We start from the raw sequence: 16,799 nt of genomic DNA on the forward strand, positions 1-16,799 counted from the left end.
CATGGACATGATGCTTGACCGCCGGATCATCGCCGGCCACCCCATCCTGCTGGTCCGTCATGGCCAGACCCATTGGAACGTGGAGGCCCGTTGCCAGGGCCAGATGGACAGCGACCTGACCGAGTTGGGCCGGGCGCAGGCCGATCTGGTGGGGCGTATCCTGCTGCGGCTGGTCCAGGCCATTCCCGATTGGCGCGATGCGGTGCGGCTGGTCTCCAGCCCGCTGGGCCGCACGCAGGAGACGACGCGCATCATCAACCGCCACCTGGATCTGCCCGTCAGCCTGGATGCGCGTCTGGCCGAGGTTTCGTTCGGCGACTGGGAGGGGATGACACGGCGGGAGGTGGAGGCTGCCAACCCCTGGCTGGAGGCGCACGGCCCCTATGGCTGGCAGTTCCATGCCCCGGGTGGGGAGCGCTATGACGGCGTGCTGGCGCGCCTGCTGGGCTTCGTGGCCGACGTGGACAGGCCCACCATCGCCATCTCCCACGGCATGAGCGGGCGCATCCTGCGCGGCCATTATGCAGGCCAGGACCAGGAAACCGCCTGCTGCCTGCCGGTGCCGCAGGACAAGGTGTTCAGGCTGTCCAAGGATGGGGTGGAGGAGTTGGGGGAGGGTTGATCCCTCACCCGATCCCCTTGCCCAGCCGCCGGATCGCCTCGTCCAGCACCTCGTCCCGCTTGCAGAAGCAGAATCGGGCCAGGTGCGTGGGGGCGTCCACCTCGAAAAAGGCGCTGATGGGGATGGCGGCCACACCCACCTGTTCGGTCAGGCGGCGGCAGAAGGCCTTGTCATCCTCATCGATGCCGCTGGCCGCCAGATCGACGGTCAGGAAATAGGTGCCGGCGCAGGGCAGGACCTTCAGGCCAGCCGCTGCCAAACCGGCAGAGAGGCGGTCCCGCCGCCTTGCCATATCGTCGGCTAGGCCCGCGAAATAGCCATCCTCCTTGGACAGCCCGATGGCCACGGCATGCTGCAGATTGGGCGGCGTGGTGAAGGTCAGGAACTGATGGGCCTTGATCACCGGGCCCAGCAGGGCGGCCGGTGCCGTGACATAACCCACCTTCCAGCCGGTCAGCGAGAAGGTCTTGCCCGCCGAACCGATGCGCAGCGTGCGTTCGCGCATGCCGGGCAGGGACATCAGCGGGATATGTTTGCGACCGTCGAACACCAGATGCTCATAGACCTCGTCGCAGAGCGCCATTGCGTCATGGGCGATGACGCGGCTGGCCAGCAATTCCAGCTCCGCGCGGTCCCAGACCTTGCCGGCCGGGTTCTGCGGGTTGTTGATCAGGAGCAGCTTTGTCCTGTCGCTGAAGGCTGCGTCCAGATCTTGCGCCGTGAACGACCAGTCCGGTGCCTTCAGGCTGACGAAGCGCGGGATGGCGCCGGCGCGGCGGATGATGGGGACATAGCTGTCATAGAGCGGCTGGAACAGAACCACCTCGTCGCCCGGTTCCAGCAGACCGAACAGGCAGGCGGCCAGCGCCTCCGTGGCCCCACTGGTCACCAGCGTCTGGGTCGCCCAATCCACATCCAGCCCGTAGAAGCGGGCATTATGCGCCGCCAGGGCCTGACGCAAGGATGGCAGGCCCGGCATGGGCGGATACTGGTTCCAGCCCTCGGTCAGATAGGCGGCTGCGGCTTCCACCACGTCCGGCGGACCGTTGCCGTCGGGGAAGCCCTGGCCCAGGTTGATGGCCTTGTGCTGGTCGGCCAGACGCGACATCACCTCGAAAATGGTGGTGCCGTAGGAGGAGAGGACGGAATTGCCCGATTTCATGATGCCTTCCGGTTTATGCCAGCGGCGCGTAGCCCTTTGCCCATAGGGCGAAGTGCCCGTCGCGCAGCACTTGCGTGCCCACGAATCCCGCATCATCCATGGCTCTTTGCAGAGTGCTCTGCACGAAACCGGTCTTGTGGGCCATGTAATGGTTGCCCCTGGCGATCGGTGCGCGCCAGCCATAAAGGATGTCGATGGCGGCGATGGGGCCGGCCGGCGACTCATAGGCCGGTCCCTCCAGATTGCCGGTGGCAACCAGTTCCGCCACCTGCTGCAGGTCGGGCAGGGTGATCAGGGCAAAGGCGCCCGGCTTCAGCACACGGCGAAATTCCGCCAGCGCCACCGGCACTTCATGCGGATAGAGATGTTCGACATTGTGCGAAGACCAGACGGCATCCACCGACGCCGTAGCGATATTGGTCATGTCGGTGATGGTGCCGATGATATCGGGTTCCACGTCGGGATCGATGTCATAGCGCAGTTCGCGCCATTGCCCAGGAGCAAAAAACATCTCCGGCAGCTTGGCGGGGTTCGCCACGCCGCAGCCGACATGCAGAACAACCGGCAACCCATCCGTCATCGCCCCAGCACCCCTTCCATGGCCCGATCATTCGGGTGGGCACAAGGGTAGAGAAAACCCGCCCCCCTTGGCGATGAAAATCAGTTGGAAAGCAGGGAGGCCAGTTCCTCCAGCCCGTAATTGCGCATGATGGCGGCCAGCCTGCCATTGTTGCGCAGGCGGTGGGTGCCTTCCGCCATGATCCGGGCCAGTTCCGGGGAACGGGGATCGTTCTGGGAGAATCCGACGAACAGGTCGGCATCATCCTTCAACGATACCGCCACCACCTGCTGATCCAGCCCCAGGCGGCGGACCTGCCAGCGCAGGACGTTATGATCGTCCATCAGCATGTCCAGCCGGCCCGCCGTCAACATCCGCAATCCCTGCACCAGATGCGAATAACCGAAGCCACTCAGAACGACAATCCGTTCCGGATTCTGGATATTCTGGTCTACATACTCCTGTAACAGGCCGCCATAGTCGTAATCCTTGATCACGCCCAGGCGGAACCGTTCCAGGTCCTGCGGCTTGGCATAGGTGAAGGTATGTGCGCGGGACATCGCCACGGCATTGGCCGAATTGCCCTGGGCCAATGCCGGCAGCACAACCGCGCCATCCATGGTTGAACCCATGCCGGGCAGGGCGGTAGCGCTGCCATCCTTGGCCATGCGCTTCATCGTGGCAAAGTTGACGATGCGATATTCAACCTTCAAGCCAAGTTCTTCAAAAATCTCGCGCGTCAGATCAACCATATAGCCCTCACGCCCATCCGCGTCGGGATCGCAGGCATAGGGGCACCAGGGGTCGGATGCGATGACGATGGGGCGGGCGCGTTCGGCCTGCGTCAGTTCGCGGGCGCACACTTCGGTGAACCCGGCGCAAGGGGCCAGGAAAGCGATGAAAACCGGCAAGGAGCGCACCAGGCGCGATAACGAAAATCGCATGGGTGCCGACTATACTCGGGCCCGCAACACAAATCACGCGATGACTTCGTATGCGTGAAACAAATGCAATGCAAAAACGGCTGGCGAAGACCTCGTGGGGTTTTTGCCAGCCGCCATTGGTATGATTATTCCGCCGCCTGCGCTAACAGTGCGACGGGCTTCACCCAGCGCAGCACCGGCTTGCGGGCCGCCTGGGTTTCGTCCAGGCGCTTGCGCGGCGTCAGGCGCGGGGCGGCCTGGAAGTGGGCCAGATCGCCTGCTTTGGCCTTTTCCGCCAGATGCCGCATCGTGCCGATGAACTGATCCAGCGTGCGCTTGCTTTCGGTCTCCGTCGGCTCGATCAGCAGGGCGCCATGGACCACCAGGGGGAAATACATGGTCATCGGATGATAACCCTCGTCGATCATCGCCTTGGCGAAGTCCAGCGGCGTAACGCCGGTGCCCTTCAGGAAGCGGTCATCGAACAGCGCCTCATGCATGCACGGCCCCTCGAACGACGCCGACATCACATCCTTCAGGCTGGCCAGCACATAGTTGGCGTTCAGGACGGCGTCCGACGCCACCTGCCGCAGCCCATCGGCCCCATGCGACAGCATGTAGGACAGCGCCCGCACGAACATGCCCATCTGGCCATGGAAGCCCTTCAGGCGGCCGAAGGGCTTGGCTTCACCGGCATCCTTGGAATGTTCGACCAGGGTAAAGCCGTCCTTGCCATGCACCACGAAGGGCAGAGGGGCGAAGGGGGCCAGGGCGTCGGACAGGACCACCGGGCCGGAACCCGGACCGCCACCGCCATGCGGGGTGGAGAAGGTCTTGTGCAGGTTGATATGCATGGCGTCCACGCCCAGATCGGCGGGGCGCACGCGCCCGACGATGGCGTTGTAGTTCGCCCCGTCGCAGTAGAAATAGCCGCCGGCCGCATGCACAGCGTCGGCGATCTCCCGGATCTGCGGTTCGAACAGGCCGCAGGTATTGGGGTTGGTCAGCATGATGCAGGCGACATCATCGCCCAGCTTGGCCTTAACGGCCTCCACACTGACGCGGCCATTCTCTTCCGCCGGGATCGTGTCCACGGTGAAGCCGCAGAAGGCGGCGGTGGCCGGGTTGGTGCCATGCGCCGATTCAGGTACCAGCACGCGGCGGCGATGGCTTTCGCCCCGCGCATCCAATGCTGCATGGATGGCCATCAGGCCGCACAGTTCGCCATGGGCACCGGCCCCCGGCGACATGGCAACCGCCGGCATGCCGGTCAGGGTCTTCAGCCAATGGGCCAACTGATCGATCAGTTCCAGCGCGCCCTGCACGGTTTCGACCGGCTGCAGCGGGTGGATGTCGCCGAAGCCCGGCAGGCGGGCCATCTTCTCGTTCAAGCGCGGGTTATGCTTCATCGTGCACGACCCCAGCGGGTACATGGTCGTGTCGATGGCAAAGTTCTTCTGCGACAAGCGCGTGTAATGCCGCACCACGTCGGGTTCCGACAGTTGCGGCAGGCCGACACCGGCGCGGGGGGACAGGCCACCCAGCCGGGTCTTGGTCGTCACCGGTTCCGGCAGATCGACGCCCACGGCACCTTGATTGTCCAGTTCGAAGATCAGCGCTTCTTCCTGCAGCAGCGCCTTGTTGCCGGTGAAGGTGACAACGTCGCCCGTGACCGACACGGAATGGGGGGTGCTGTCGCGACCCTGATTGTTCATGGCCATCAGAGAACCTCCTCCAGACCGCGCACCAGCGCGTCCATATCTTCCACGCTGTTGATCTCCGTCGCGGCGATCAGCAGCAGATCGTCCAGCCCTTCCACATCCGGGTACAGGCGGCTGACCGGCACGCCGGCCAGGATGTCCCTGGCCGCCAGCTTGGACACGACCTTCGCCGCCTTCTTGGGCAGCTTCACCGTGAATTCGTTGAAGAACCCGTCATTGACGACGCTGACACCCTTCACGGCGGACAGCTTATCGGCCAGCGTCACGGCGTTGGCGTGATTGATGCGGGCCAGTTGCACCAGCCCCTGCTCGCCCAGCAGCGACAGGTGGATGGTGAAGGCGAGCGCACACAAGCCGGAGTTCGTGCAGATGTTCGACGTCGCCTTTTCGCGGCGGATATGCTGTTCCCGCGTCGAGAGCGTCAGCACGAAACCGCGCTTGCCATCGGCATCCACGGTCTGACCGCACAGGCGGCCCGGCATCTGGCGCACATATTTGTCGCGGGTGGCGAACAGGCCGACATAGGGACCGCCGAAATTCAGGCCATTGCCGATGCTCTGGCCTTCGCACACCACGATGTCGGCGCCCATGGAACCCGGCGACGGCAGCAGGCCCAGCGACACAACCTCCGTCACCACCACGATGACCATCACGCCCCGGGCCCGGGCGGCATCGCACAGGGTGGTGAAGTCGCGCAGATGGCCGAACAGCGACGGGGTCTGAACGACGACGGCAGAAGTCTCGCCATCCAGCAAGGCGGCCAGATCCTCGGCATTCTTCCAGTCCGGCGCTTGGGCGCGGATATCCATGCCCATGACGCCGCAGGTGGTTTCCACCACTTCGCGGTAATGCGGATGCAGGCCGCCGGACAGGATGACCTTGTTGCGCTTATTGACGCGGGCGGCCATCAGCACGGCTTCGGCCGTACCGGTCGCCCCGTCATACATGGAGGCGTTGGCCACATCCATGCCGGTCAGCAGCGCAACCTGGGTCTGGAATTCGAACAGGTACTGAAGCGTGCCCTGCGTCACTTCCGGCTGATACGGGGTGTAGCTGGTCAGGAACTCGCCCCGCAGCAGGATCTGGTCGACCGAGGCCGGCACATGGTGCTTGTAGGCACCGGCCCCCACGAAGAACGGCACGGAGGACGCCGTGACATTCTTGGCGGCCAGGCGCGACAGGTGGCGTTCTACCTCCAGTTCGCCCTGATGGTCAGGCAGGCCGGCGATCTTGCCCGGCAGCTTGGCGTGGTCGGGCACATCACGGAACAGGGCATCCATGCTGTCCACCCCGATGGTGGCCAGCATGGACGAACGGTCGGCATCGGTCAGCGGCAGGTAACGCATCACAGCCCCTCGGTGAAGGACTTGTAGGCGTCCTGATCCATCAGCGCCTCGAACTGCGTCATGTCCTTGATGGTCATCTTGAAGAACCAGCCGTCACCTTCCGGCGCGGTGTTGACCAGCGACGGGTCATCGCCCAGGGCGGCATTGCCTTCCAGAACGGTGCCATCGACAGGGGCGTAAATCTCCGAAGCGGCCTTCACCGATTCGACCACGGCGGCATCCTTGCCTTGCTCCAGCACCTTGCCGGCGTCCGGCACCTCGACGAACACCACATCGCCGAGCGCGTTCTGGGCATAGTCGGTGATGCCGACGGTGGCGACGCCGCCGTCCAGCTTGATCCACTCATGGTCCTTGGTGAAACGGATGGTCATGGGTCGGTCTTTCGTTTGGGGGTAACGTTGGGAGGGCTTCAGCCCTTGAAATAACGGTGCGGCGCGAAGGGCATGGCGGCGACCTTGGCCGGCAGCGCCTTGCCGCGCACGATCAGTTGAACCGGCGTGCCGACAGCGGCGGATCCGGCATCGACATAGCCCATGGCCACGGGGCCGCCGGCGGTCGGACCAAAGCCGCCGCTGGTGATTTCCCCGATGCGGTTGCCGGACAGATCCTGGATTTCGGTATGTTCGCGGGCGGGTGCCTTGCCTTCCGGCAGGATGCCGACCCGCTTGCGGGCGGGGCCGCCGGCCAGTTGCGCCTGCACCACGGCAGCACCGGGGAAGCCGCCCTCGGTCCGGCGCCGCTTGGAGATCGTCCAGTTCAGGGCGGCTTCAATCGGGCTGGTGGTCGTGTCGATGTCATGGCCATAGAGGCACAGGCCAGCCTCCAGGCGCAGCGAATCGCGGGCACCCAGCCCGATCGCCTCCACCCCATCCTGGTCCAGGATCAGGCGGGCCAGCCTTTCGGCATCCGTCGCACCGACGCTGATCTCATACCCGTCCTCACCGGTATAGCCCGACCGGCTGATCTGCACCGGCATGACGCCGATCTTGGCGGCCCGCGCGCTCATGAAGCCCATGCTTGCCGCTTCGGGCAGCAGGCGGGCCATGACGGACGCCGCTTCCGGGCCCTGCAGGGCCAGCAGGCCGGCATCGTCGCCCAGGTAATCAATGGTGATGTCGGCGGGGAGATTGGCGCGCAGATGGGCCAGGTCTTCGGTCTTGCAGCCGGCATTGATCACCACATAAAGGTGGTCTTCAAACCGCGTGACCATCAGGTCATCCAGGATGCCGCCGGCATCATTCGTGAACATGGTGTAGCGGATGCGGCCCGGCGCCAAGGCGGCGATATCGCCCGGCACCATCGCTTCCAGCGCCTTGATGACGCTGTCGATATCGGGGCCGCGCAGGCGGACCTGCCCCATATGGGACACATCGAACAGGCCGGCACGGGCACGGGTGTGTAGATGTTCCTTCAGCACGCCCAGTGGATACTGGACCGGCATGTCATAACCGGCGAACGGCACCATCCTGGCGCCCCGTTCGACATGCAGATCATAAAGCGGCGTACGCAGCAGGCTGGTGTCACCCAAGGCGGGGCACTCCCATCAGGACAGAGTTCACCCGTCACGGAGATCGTCCCCGCGGCGGTTGCCCCCCTCTGTCCTGGCCCCTGAGAGATTCGCGGCGCCATTCGGCGTCCACTTACTCCGTCGGTGGGCTGTCGGCCCGGTATCCCGGACCCGCCTGCTTTCCAGATGCGCCTACCCTTCGCGGTCCTTTTGCCTGAGAGTTTCCGGGGGCGGTTGCTCCTTCGGCGCCGGCCACCCTGTCGCCAGGGCGCCGGTCTCTCCCGCATGGGGTCAATGGCTTTGCGGCGCCAACCTACGCTTCCCGGCGCCCATGTCAATGGGTACTCCGCAGAGGACTTTACCGGCCTTCGTTGGTCGCCCGGTTGGCGGCCACCTGCTCCGGCGTCAACTGGAAGCCGACCAGCACCTCATACCAGCGGGCATCCATGGTTTTGGGCACCGGGATGACCTGGGTCAGCGTTTCTTGGATGTCGCTGCCGGTCGGCACGGCGGTGGAGAAGCTCTTCTTGGAGATGATGTTGCGATTGGGGTCGGTGACCGCCACGAAATAGGTGACGGGGATCGACCCGCCGGAAGCCCCCTCATTCGCGCGGCCGGTGATCATCAGGTTGGCGGCGACGGTGACGGATGTATCGTCATAGCCGCAATTGGCCAGGATGCCCGACAGGATGGCGACCCCCTGGTCCGTGCGCAGCGTGCCGGCATCGCGCAGGACGCCGACATTGGGGCAGCCGGCGACCATCGCGTCATTCTCGGCGCAGCCGGCCAAGGTCAGCATGCCCATGCCCGCAACGGCGGCCAGGGTCCAACGGCGGGCGGCTTTCCTGGCCGGGGAAACCGGGCTATGGTCGGGCTGGGTGCTCATCATGGGGCTGGTCATCAAAGGTCCGTTCACTTCCATTACCGGGACTGATTGGGCGGTGACCATGTCTTAAGAATGGCAGCACCTTCCCACGCGCCGGGTTGCGACAATATAGGTGGGCATCCGGCCGCGCAAGCGTGGCCCCCGAGGCTGACACGTATCGACAGGGACACTCCCATCATCATGGCCGAGAATAACGCCGTCTCCACCCCTTTGCCGCCGTTGAACGTCCTGCTTGCGGCCCCGCGCGGCTTCTGCGCCGGGGTGGACCGTGCCATCCAGATTGTGGAGGTCGCGCTGAAAAAGTTCGGCGCCCCCGTCTATGTCCGGCATGAGATCGTGCATAACCGTTTCGTGGTGGAAAGCCTGGAGGCGAAGGGGGCGGTTTTCGTGAAGGAACTGGACGAGGTGCCGGACGACCGGCCCGTCGTCTTTTCCGCCCATGGTGTGCCCAAGGCCATCCCGGCCGAGGCGCAGCGCCGCAATATGATCTATGTCGATGCCACCTGCCCCCTGGTGTCAAAGGTGCATCGTGAGGCGGAGCACCACCACGAGGCGGGGCGCACCGTCCTGCTGATCGGCCATGCCGGCCATCCGGAGGTGGTAGGTACCATCGGCCAATTGCCCGCAGGTGTGGTCAAGCTGGTGGAAACGGTGGAGGATGTGGCGACGCTGACGGTGGACGACCCGGACAACCTGGCCTTTGCCACCCAGACCACGCTTTCCGTGGACGATACCGGCGCCATTGTCGATGCGCTGCGTGAGCGGTTTCCCGCCATCTCCGGCCCGAAGCGGGAAGATATCTGCTACGCGACCACCAATCGCCAGGGGGCGGTGAAGGCGATAGCCCCCCGCGCCGATGCGCTGCTGGTGCTGGGGGCGCCCAATTCATCCAATTCCGTGCGGCTGGTGGAGGTGGCGCGGGCCCATGGCTGCAGCCGGGCCATGCTGGTGCAGCGTGCTTCCCAGATCGATTGGAGTCGGCTTGAAAAAGTCCGCACACTCGGCATCACGGCTGGCGCCTCGGCGCCGGAAGTGCTGGTGGATGAGGTGCTGGATAGCTTGCGCGAGCGCTTCACCGTCACGGTGGAGGAAGTGGTGACCGCGACGGAGAACGTCATCTTCAAGCTGCCGCGCGTGTTGGCGGCGGAATGAGCGAAAGGGGCGTCGCCATCGGCAACGCCCCTTCGTTCTTTACCCGACGAAGCCGGACACGACGGGCGCCACCTGGTGCCAGCCATCGATGATCATCTTGATGGCGACATAGAAGATTACAGCCAGGCCCAGATAGGCGATCCAGTGGAACTTGGCCAGCAGCTTGGCGATAGCCGTGGCCGCGGCACCCATGAAGGCCACCGACAGGGCCAGACCCAGGATCAGCACTTCCGGATGCTCATGTGCGGCACCGGCGACGGCCAGCACATTGTCCAGCGACATGGATACGTCGGCGATGACGATCTGGATGATGGCTTGGCGCACCGTCTTGGTGCCGCCCTTCGGCAGCGCCTCGGCGTCGGGGTTGGCGCCCTCGGGGTGCACCGCCTCGTCCGCGACCTCGGCCCCCAGATCTTCCTGTTTGTGCTGGCGAATCTCACGCCACATCTTCCAGCAGACCCAGAGCAGCAGGATGCCGCCGGCCAGTGTCAGGCCGACGATCTGCAACAGCTGCGTGGTCAGCAGGGCGAAAATGATGCGCAGCACGACGGCCGCGGCGATACCCCAGAAGATCACCTTGGCACGGTGCGACGCCGCCACGCCGGCAGCCGCCAGGCCCACGACGATGGCATTGTCACCGGCCAGCACGATATCGATCAGGATCACCTGCCAGAGGGCGTTCCAGAACGAGACCTCGAAAAACATTTCCATTTGCGAATACCCCTTCGCCCCTATTTCAGCCGTTCTTATCACGGGGCCGGGGCGCTGGCGATGGGGAACGAAAAAAGCCCGCCCTTGCATGAACAAGGGCGGGTTTTAAAGTCTTGGCAGTTGGATCCTGCATGAATGATGACAGGACGGAAGAAGATTGAGGGATTTAGAGCGCTTCGTCAAACATTATTTTTAATAACACAAATAATCGTGACTAGTTTTACTTTCAAAATGCCAATAGAACGGCATATTCATTCAAATTCATGAATGAAAGCAAAGATGTATGGAGAATAGACAAATTAAGCCGTCCCAGCCGGAGCGGCAGGTGCTGTCAGGCGCGCGGGGGGCCGGTCGCCCAGGGGCGGGTACGATGCTGGTGCGTATCGGCAGGCCCGGTGGATGATGGCCGATGATCGGCGTGCAGGGTGCAGGGCAGGAGGGTAGCGGCCGGCAGCGCCAAGCCATCATGGCTGCCGCTATCGTCGGTACCGGCCGGAGCAGGTGCCTCCGGCGCAGCGGTCAGCAGGAAAAGTGCGGCATCGTCAGGGGAAGGTGCCGGGCCGGGGGAGGGCTTCTCCCCCTTCGGTTCGGACAGGACGGCCGGTGCCGCCACTTGGCCGTGGTCATGCGCTGCCGCGGGCGGTGCCAGCAGCAGGAAGGACAGGCTCAGCAACAGGACAAGCAACCGGTCGATGGTCACGAGGCCGTATCCGTGGCGATCGCCCCGCCGATCGGGACGCACCTTTTAAGAATGGGCGTTACGATGCCGGACGGCAAGTCCCGGTTAACGAACCGCCTGCGCGCCTTCGGGCAGGTGCTTGGTGATCACTTCGGCCAGGCGACGGATGTCACCGCTGCGCGGGCTGCCACGCCGCCAGACCAGGGCCATGGTGCGCGTCGGCGCCGGATACGCGAATCGCCGCAGTCCCACCTGATCGTTGGCGGCCAGCGACGGGGCGGCCAATGCCGGCAACAGTGTCAGGCCCAGCCCGCCCGCCACCATCTCCACCAGGGTTGTCAGTGAGGTGCCAGTGAATCCATCACCGGCCTGTGCCCCCGACAGGGCACAGACATCCAGTGCCTGATCGCGGAAGCAGTGCCCATCTTCCAGCAGCAGCAGCTTTTCATTCGCCAGTTCGCCTTCTTCCACCGTGTCGGCATTGTCCAGCCGGTGGCCACGGGGCAATGCGACCAGGAAAGGCTCGGTATAGAGGGGCAGTTGTTCCACCCCCGGTTCCGTCACCGGCAGGGCCAGCAGCGCCATATCCAGGTCACCGCCGCGCAGCCGGTCCAGCAGCCGCTCGGTCAGATCCTCGCGCAGGTAAAGCTTCAGCTCCGGATATGACGCACGCAGCGCCGGCAGGACGCGGGGCAACAGATAAGGCCCGCTGGTGGGAATGACACCCATGCGCAAGGCGCCCGACAGGGGCCGGCCCGAGGCGCGCACGGCCTGCGACAGATCGTCCACCTGGCCCAGGATGGCGCGTGCCCGCTCCACCGCATCCTCTCCGGCGGGCGTCAGCAGCACCCGGTGCTTGGTGCGTTCCACCAGGGTGGAACCCAGCATTTCCTCCAGCTGCTGTATCTGCGCAGACAAGGAAGGCTGGGAAACATGGCAGGCCGACGCCGCGCGCCCGAAATGGAGCGTGTCGGCCAGGGCCACGAGATAACGCAACTGCCGAAGGGTGATGTTCGCCGGGTTCATTGGTTCATCCTATGACGGCAGTCGGAAGATGCGATTGGATTTTGCGGTGCGATACCTACATATCTGCGACGCATCAGGCCGATAGCTGTATCGGCCGGGGCCTGTTTCTGGCACCGCATCATTAACCAACCTATAAAGTGGAGTTGCACCTATGCTGACCGTTGGCGATAAGTTCCCCGCGTTCGACCTGAAGGCCACCGTTTCCACGGACATCAAGTCCGCCTTCACGACGATCAACAACGACACCTATAAGGGCAAGTGGCTGGTCGTGTTCTTCTGGCCGAAGGATTTCACCTTCGTGTGCCCGACCGAGATCGCCGCCTTCGGCAAGCTGAACGGCGACTTCGCGGACCGCGACGCCCAGGTGCTGGGCGCCTCGATCGATACGGAGTTCGTGCACCTGGCCTGGCGCCAGAACCATGCCGACCTGAAGGACCTGCCGTTCCCGATGCTGGCCGACGTGAAGCGCGAGCTGTCTGCCGGCCTGGGCGTTCTGGACAAGAACGAGGGCGTGGCCCTGCGCGCCACCTTCATCGTCGATCCGGAGGGCATCATCCGCTTCGCCTCCGTCCATGACCTGTCGGTCGGCCGCAATGTTCAGGAAGTGCTGCGCACCCTGGACGCCCTGCAGACCGACGAGCTGTGCCCCTGCAATTGGCAGAAGGGCGAGGACGTGCTGAAGGTCGGCTGATCCGCCCGCGATCGCTGACCTTTGACGATGGGCGCCCTGATCCCCCCGATCATAGGGGCGCCCATCACTCCCTTCGCCTTGGCCGGTGAAGGGCCTGATACCGGCGTCACCCCCCGCCGTTCGACCGGCCGCCGCCATTACGCAGGCGCCGTCACCTTTCAAAACCTGACCGTCCCGCGCACCGGCCCATCGCGCCGCGCCCGACGTCATGACCTCAATCCCTGACCGGAGATGAAACCATGTCCATCGACGCGCTGAAGTCGCGCCTGCCCGACTATGCCAAGGATCTGAAGCTGAACCTGGGCTCGGTGCTGACCACCTCTTCCCTGTCGCCGCTGCAGGCCTGGGGCACGGCCATCGCCGCGGCCTATGCCAGCCGCAATGCCGAGGTGACCAAGGCCATCGTCGCCGATGCCGCCGCTCACCTGGACGCCCAGAACCTGACGGCCGCCAAGGCCGCCGGCGCCATCATGGGCATGAACAACATCTATTACCGCTTCGTGCATCTGGCCGATAACAAGGAATATTCCAAGATGCCGGCCCGCCTGCGCATGAACATCATCGCCAATCCCGGCGCGTCCAAGGTGGATTTCGAGCTGTGGTCCTTGGCCGCCAGCGCCGTCAATGGCTGCGGCATGTGCATCGACGCCCACGAGCATGAAGTGATCCAGAAGGGGGCGACCAAGGAGAATGTCCAGGATGTCGTGCGCATCGCCGCCGTCATCCACGCCGTCGCCACCGTGCTGGACGCCGAGGACGCGCTGGCCGTCTGATCGGCGTCGTCGGTTTGATGTGGAAACGCCCCGCTGCCGCCAAGGTACCGGGGCGTTTTGCTTTCAGGTCGCGATTCGGATGGTGGAGGTGATCTCATCCACCTTGCTGGACAGGTGGCCCGTCGCTTCATCCCGGTCGATCAGGCCCAGTTCGGCCAGGGCCATCACATCCTGGTGCACTCGTTTCACATCACGTCCCAGGGCACGGGCCAGGGCCCGAAGGCTGTCGGCCGGCTGTGCCCGCAGATGGCGGAGCAGTTCCATGCGCTTGGGCGTCAGCACGGCATAAAGCGCGTCCCAATCACGGAACAGGATGCGGTCGCTGGCCGGCTGTGGATGCCCGGTGGCGGCGGCTTTCCAGGCGGCGGCGACGTCCGCCGCCACGTCACGCAGGCTGGCGCCGACATGGATGTCAGTCTTTTCCATGGGCCTTCCTCCATTCCTCGACGGCTTGGACGAAATCCGCCAACAATCCGTCTATGTCCCTGAATGCATAGGGTATTTCCCGATCGCCGTCATGGCGGTGGTCGCCCTTGCCACGCTCATTGTCGAACCCCAGGACACGCCGTCCATCGACGATATAGACCAGCCGGTACTTGAACCCATGCGTCGTGGGTGGCACGGGCACCGGCAGGGCCCAGACCACCATCTCGGCAAAATCCCGCTCGGCGAAGGCCAAACGCCGCCTGACGATCAAGGTCGCTTCCATGTTGGCATTATAGGCCAACAATGCCTGGCGCGCTACCCCACAACCGCCCGGCCCAGCCGCTCCAGCACCGCGCGCAATTCCTCGTTCTCGATGGGCTCCACAGCGGCGGCCAGTTCCTTTTCCTTGACCGGGTCCAGCCGCTTCACCGGCTTCAAGGCATAGCTTTTCTGCGGCAGGACCGGCCCGGTATGCACCAGTTTCAGCCGCGCCACGGCCCGCCAGCCCATGAAGGAATTGATCCGTTCCAGGATCTGCGGCTCTTCATGCTGGACCAGCAATGCAGCGGCACTGGACACCCGGACATGCAGCACGGCATTCTCCCGCCGGCCGGCGGGGAAGGCCAGCTTCAGCGGCGCCGTCTGTTCCGCCAGGCGCCCGCCGACGATGGCGGCCCAGTCGGTCAGCAAGGCACCAAAGGCCATGCCGTCCTTGCCCAGCGCCTTGCCAGCAATGCTGTTCAATGTCCGTCCAAGCCGTTGCGGGCCGAAACCACCGGGGTTGTTCATGAGCGTCTCCAGGAATATCGGCATCAAAGCAGATCGCGGCGACGCTGACCAGCCAGGCTTGCTGCCCGGCCTGTTGCTGGCCTGGTACGACCGGCACCGTCGCACCCTTCCCTGGCGTTTCGCACCGGGGGAACCGGCCGATCCCTACCGCGTCTGGCTGTCGGAGATCATGTTGCAGCAGACGACGGTGGCCACCGTCGGCCCCTATTTCCAGAACTTCCTGGAACGTTGGCCGACCGTCACCGCCCTGGCGGCGGCCGACCTGGACGATGTGCTGCGCGCCTGGGCGGGGCTGGGCTATTACGCGCGCGCCCGCAACCTGCATAAATGCGCCGTCGCGGTGGCCAAAGACCATGGCGGGCATTTCCCCGATACCGAGGAGGGGCTGCTGTCCCTGCCCGGCATCGGTACCTATACGGCCGCCGCCATCCTGGCCATCGCCTTTGACAAGCCCGCCACCGCCATGGATGGCAATGTCGAGCGGGTGATGGCTCGCCTGCATGCCGTCACCGCGCCGCTGCCCGGATCGAAGCCGACCTTGCGTGCCCATGCCGCGGCCCTGGTGCCCGACCGCCGGCCCGGCGATTACACCCAGGCCCTGTTCGACCTGGGCGCCACCATCTGCGCGCCGCGCAAGCCGCGTTGCATCCTCTGCCCCTGGGCGGACCCGTGTCTGGCCCGCCGGCAGGGCATCGCCGAGGAACTGCCGGCCAAGACGGCCAAGGCCGCCAAGCCCGTGCGCCGGGCCCTGGCCTTCGTCCTGACCGATGCGCGTGGGTATGTGGCGCTGCGCCGCCGGCCGGAAAAGGGGCTGCTGGGCGGCATGATGGAGGTGCCGACCACGCCGTGGGAGGCCGCCCCCATGCCCGCCCTGGCCGCGTCCCGCAGCCACGCCCCCTTGGCTGGTATCGACTGGCGGCCGCTGCCCGGTCAGGTCCGTCATACTTTCACCCATTTCGAGTTCGAGATTGGCGTGGTGACGGGCAATGCTGCCGGTGCCGGTGGCGGGCAGGATCTGGTCTGGGTCGCCCCGGACGCGCTGGGCGACGAGGCCCTGCCCACACTGATGGTCAAGATACTGCGCCACGCCCTTGGTTGAGGGCGCCTGACGCTTTCCGGGCGGAGGCCCCGAGCCCACACGTGACCCTGCTTTCGCGTCGATCCATCCTGGCGGGCCTTGCCGCCCTGCCTTCCGTCCCCGCCGCCCTGGCCGCACCCCCGCCCGTGGACGCGGCCTTGCTGCTGGCTGTGGATGCTTCGGCCAGCATCGACCGGGGTCTGTTGGATTTCCAGTTGCGCGGCCATGCCGCCGCCTTCCGGCACAAGGCCGTGGAAGCGGCGATCAGCCGTGGCGGCAACGGCATCGCCGTCATGCTGGCGCAGTTCGCGGGGCCGGAGACCCTGACCACCCTGGTGCCTTGGCGGGTGCTGAAGAGTGGTGCCGATTGTGAGAGCTTCGCCGACACCATCGACGCCGCACCCGGCGTGTTCATGGGCGGTGCCACGGCGCTGGGCAGTGCCGTGGTGCAGGCCGTGGCCCTGCTGGACGCGGCACCCTACAGCACGTCGAAGCGCACGATGGACATCGTGTCGAACGGGTTCAGCAATGCCGGCATCGACCCGCGTTCGGCCAGGGGCTATGCCGCCGGGGCCAATGTCACGGTGAACGCGCTGGCCATCCTCAATGAGTATGACTGGCTGGAGACCTATTATGCGGAAAATGTGATCGTCGGCCGCGGGTCCTTTGTCCGCACGGCCGACGATCTGAACAGCTTTGCCGGGGTGCTGCTAGGCAAGCTGGTGACGGAGATGGTGTAGCCGGCGGC

General features: G+C 65.0%; 20 protein-coding genes and 1 riboswitch. Of the genes, 6 read left to right on the plus strand and 14 right to left on the minus strand.

The window, feature by feature from the left end:
- Position 1 precedes the first annotated feature (1 nt).
- The gene (locus AC1Q7F_RS02305; RefSeq protein ID WP_492503381.1) at positions 2 to 622 is read left to right on the plus strand and encodes a histidine phosphatase family protein; all 621 of its coding nucleotides are present in this window, start codon (positions 2 to 4) and stop codon (positions 620 to 622) included.
- A 4-nt stretch (positions 623 to 626) separates the two neighbouring features.
- Here AC1Q7F_RS02305 and AC1Q7F_RS02310 read toward each other — a convergent pair whose 3' ends face one another.
- The 8 genes from AC1Q7F_RS02310 to AC1Q7F_RS02345 all read right to left on the minus strand — a co-directional run bounded on the left by AC1Q7F_RS02310 (position 627) and on the right by AC1Q7F_RS02345 (position 8,741).
- On the minus strand, positions 627 to 1,784 hold the full coding sequence (locus tag AC1Q7F_RS02310) for an aminotransferase (protein ID WP_492503383.1): 1,158 nt from the start codon (positions 1,782 to 1,784) through the stop codon (positions 627 to 629).
- A gap of 13 nt (positions 1,785 to 1,797) precedes the next feature.
- Entirely contained in the window at positions 1,798 to 2,364 is a 567-nt protein-coding gene (locus AC1Q7F_RS02315) for a class I SAM-dependent methyltransferase (RefSeq protein ID WP_492503385.1), read from the minus strand.
- An 80-nt stretch (positions 2,365 to 2,444) separates the two neighbouring features.
- Positions 2,445 to 3,254 carry a substrate-binding periplasmic protein gene (locus AC1Q7F_RS02320; protein ID WP_492503387.1) on the minus strand — a complete coding sequence of 270 codons (810 nt, stop codon included), beginning with the start codon at positions 3,252 to 3,254 and terminating at the stop codon, positions 2,445 to 2,447.
- 158 nt (positions 3,255 to 3,412) lie between these two features.
- The gene (gene gcvPB / locus AC1Q7F_RS02325) at positions 3,413 to 4,981 is read right to left on the minus strand and encodes an aminomethyl-transferring glycine dehydrogenase subunit GcvPB (RefSeq protein ID WP_492503891.1); all 1,569 of its coding nucleotides are present in this window, start codon (positions 4,979 to 4,981) and stop codon (positions 3,413 to 3,415) included.
- A 5-nt stretch (positions 4,982 to 4,986) separates the two neighbouring features.
- A complete protein-coding gene (gene gcvPA / locus AC1Q7F_RS02330; protein WP_492503389.1) occupies positions 4,987 to 6,333 on the minus strand; it encodes an aminomethyl-transferring glycine dehydrogenase subunit GcvPA in 1,347 nt (448 codons plus the stop codon).
- A complete protein-coding gene (gcvH, locus tag AC1Q7F_RS02335) occupies positions 6,333 to 6,704 on the minus strand; it encodes a glycine cleavage system protein GcvH (protein ID WP_492503391.1) in 372 nt (123 codons plus the stop codon). The genes gcvPA and gcvH overlap by 1 nt, the downstream gene beginning before the upstream one ends.
- A gap of 38 nt (positions 6,705 to 6,742) precedes the next feature.
- On the minus strand, positions 6,743 to 7,861 hold the full coding sequence (gene gcvT / locus AC1Q7F_RS02340; RefSeq protein WP_492503393.1) for a glycine cleavage system aminomethyltransferase GcvT: 1,119 nt from the start codon (positions 7,859 to 7,861) through the stop codon (positions 6,743 to 6,745).
- A 171-nt stretch (positions 7,862 to 8,032) separates the two neighbouring features.
- Positions 8,033 to 8,134, minus strand: a riboswitch (glycine riboswitch).
- Positions 8,135 to 8,198: 64 nt separating this feature from the next.
- Positions 8,199 to 8,741 carry a hypothetical protein gene (locus AC1Q7F_RS02345; protein WP_492503395.1) on the minus strand — a complete coding sequence of 181 codons (543 nt, stop codon included), beginning with the start codon at positions 8,739 to 8,741 and terminating at the stop codon, positions 8,199 to 8,201.
- Between the two features lie 165 nt (positions 8,742 to 8,906).
- On the opposite strand from AC1Q7F_RS02345, the gene ispH reads away from it, so the two are divergent.
- Positions 8,907 to 9,878: a 4-hydroxy-3-methylbut-2-enyl diphosphate reductase gene (ispH, locus tag AC1Q7F_RS02350; RefSeq protein ID WP_492503397.1), complete on the plus strand. Its 972-nt coding sequence runs from the start codon at positions 8,907 to 8,909 to the stop codon at positions 9,876 to 9,878.
- Between the two features lie 39 nt (positions 9,879 to 9,917).
- Here the strand turns inward: ispH and AC1Q7F_RS02355 are convergent, their stop codons facing one another.
- The 3 genes from AC1Q7F_RS02355 to AC1Q7F_RS02365 form a co-directional block, all read right to left on the minus strand.
- Positions 9,918 to 10,589, minus strand: a complete 672-nt coding sequence (locus AC1Q7F_RS02355; RefSeq protein ID WP_492503399.1) for a TerC family protein — start codon at positions 10,587 to 10,589, stop codon at positions 9,918 to 9,920.
- Between the two features lie 331 nt (positions 10,590 to 10,920).
- Complete coding sequence (locus tag AC1Q7F_RS02360; RefSeq protein ID WP_492503401.1) at positions 10,921 to 11,289, minus strand: hypothetical protein; 369 nt, start codon at positions 11,287 to 11,289, stop codon at positions 10,921 to 10,923.
- 84 nt (positions 11,290 to 11,373) lie between these two features.
- Positions 11,374 to 12,294: a LysR substrate-binding domain-containing protein gene (locus AC1Q7F_RS02365; RefSeq protein WP_492503402.1), complete on the minus strand. Its 921-nt coding sequence runs from the start codon at positions 12,292 to 12,294 to the stop codon at positions 11,374 to 11,376.
- Between the two features lie 151 nt (positions 12,295 to 12,445).
- Here AC1Q7F_RS02365 and AC1Q7F_RS02370 point away from each other — a divergent pair, with 151 nt between their 5' ends.
- Together AC1Q7F_RS02370 and ahpD are read left to right on the plus strand one after the other, a co-directional pair.
- The gene (locus AC1Q7F_RS02370; RefSeq protein ID WP_094454183.1) at positions 12,446 to 12,985 is read left to right on the plus strand and encodes a peroxiredoxin; all 540 of its coding nucleotides are present in this window, start codon (positions 12,446 to 12,448) and stop codon (positions 12,983 to 12,985) included.
- A gap of 239 nt (positions 12,986 to 13,224) precedes the next feature.
- Positions 13,225 to 13,758 carry an alkylhydroperoxidase, AhpD family gene (gene ahpD / locus AC1Q7F_RS02375; RefSeq protein ID WP_492503405.1) on the plus strand — a complete coding sequence of 178 codons (534 nt, stop codon included), beginning with the start codon at positions 13,225 to 13,227 and terminating at the stop codon, positions 13,756 to 13,758.
- 63 nt (positions 13,759 to 13,821) lie between these two features.
- Here ahpD and AC1Q7F_RS02380 read toward each other — a convergent pair whose 3' ends face one another.
- The 3 genes from AC1Q7F_RS02380 to AC1Q7F_RS02390 are packed head-to-tail and all read right to left on the minus strand — an operon-like array spanning position 13,822 to position 14,973.
- Positions 13,822 to 14,184 (minus strand): HVO_A0114 family putative DNA-binding protein, encoded by a 363-nt coding sequence (locus AC1Q7F_RS02380; protein ID WP_492503406.1) that lies wholly within the window; start codon positions 14,182 to 14,184, stop codon positions 13,822 to 13,824.
- Entirely contained in the window at positions 14,171 to 14,467 is a 297-nt protein-coding gene (locus AC1Q7F_RS02385) for a toxin-antitoxin system TumE family protein (RefSeq protein ID WP_492503408.1), read from the minus strand. Before AC1Q7F_RS02385 ends, AC1Q7F_RS02380 begins: the two co-directional genes overlap by 14 nt.
- Before the next feature lie 32 nt (positions 14,468 to 14,499).
- Complete coding sequence (locus AC1Q7F_RS02390) at positions 14,500 to 14,973, minus strand: DUF721 domain-containing protein (protein ID WP_492503410.1); 474 nt, start codon at positions 14,971 to 14,973, stop codon at positions 14,500 to 14,502.
- Here AC1Q7F_RS02390 and mutY point away from each other — a divergent pair.
- Positions 14,972 to 16,072 carry an A/G-specific adenine glycosylase gene (gene mutY, locus AC1Q7F_RS02395; RefSeq protein ID WP_492503412.1) on the plus strand — a complete coding sequence of 367 codons (1,101 nt, stop codon included), beginning with the start codon at positions 14,972 to 14,974 and terminating at the stop codon, positions 16,070 to 16,072. The genes AC1Q7F_RS02390 and mutY overlap by 2 nt on opposite strands.
- A 41-nt stretch (positions 16,073 to 16,113) precedes the next feature.
- The gene (locus AC1Q7F_RS02400; RefSeq protein ID WP_492503414.1) at positions 16,114 to 16,791 is read left to right on the plus strand and encodes a DUF1194 domain-containing protein; all 678 of its coding nucleotides are present in this window, start codon (positions 16,114 to 16,116) and stop codon (positions 16,789 to 16,791) included.
- Positions 16,792 to 16,799: the final 8 nt, after the last annotated feature.

The sequence above is a fragment of the Niveispirillum sp. GW835-FHT14G11 genome, from assembly GCF_058793615.1.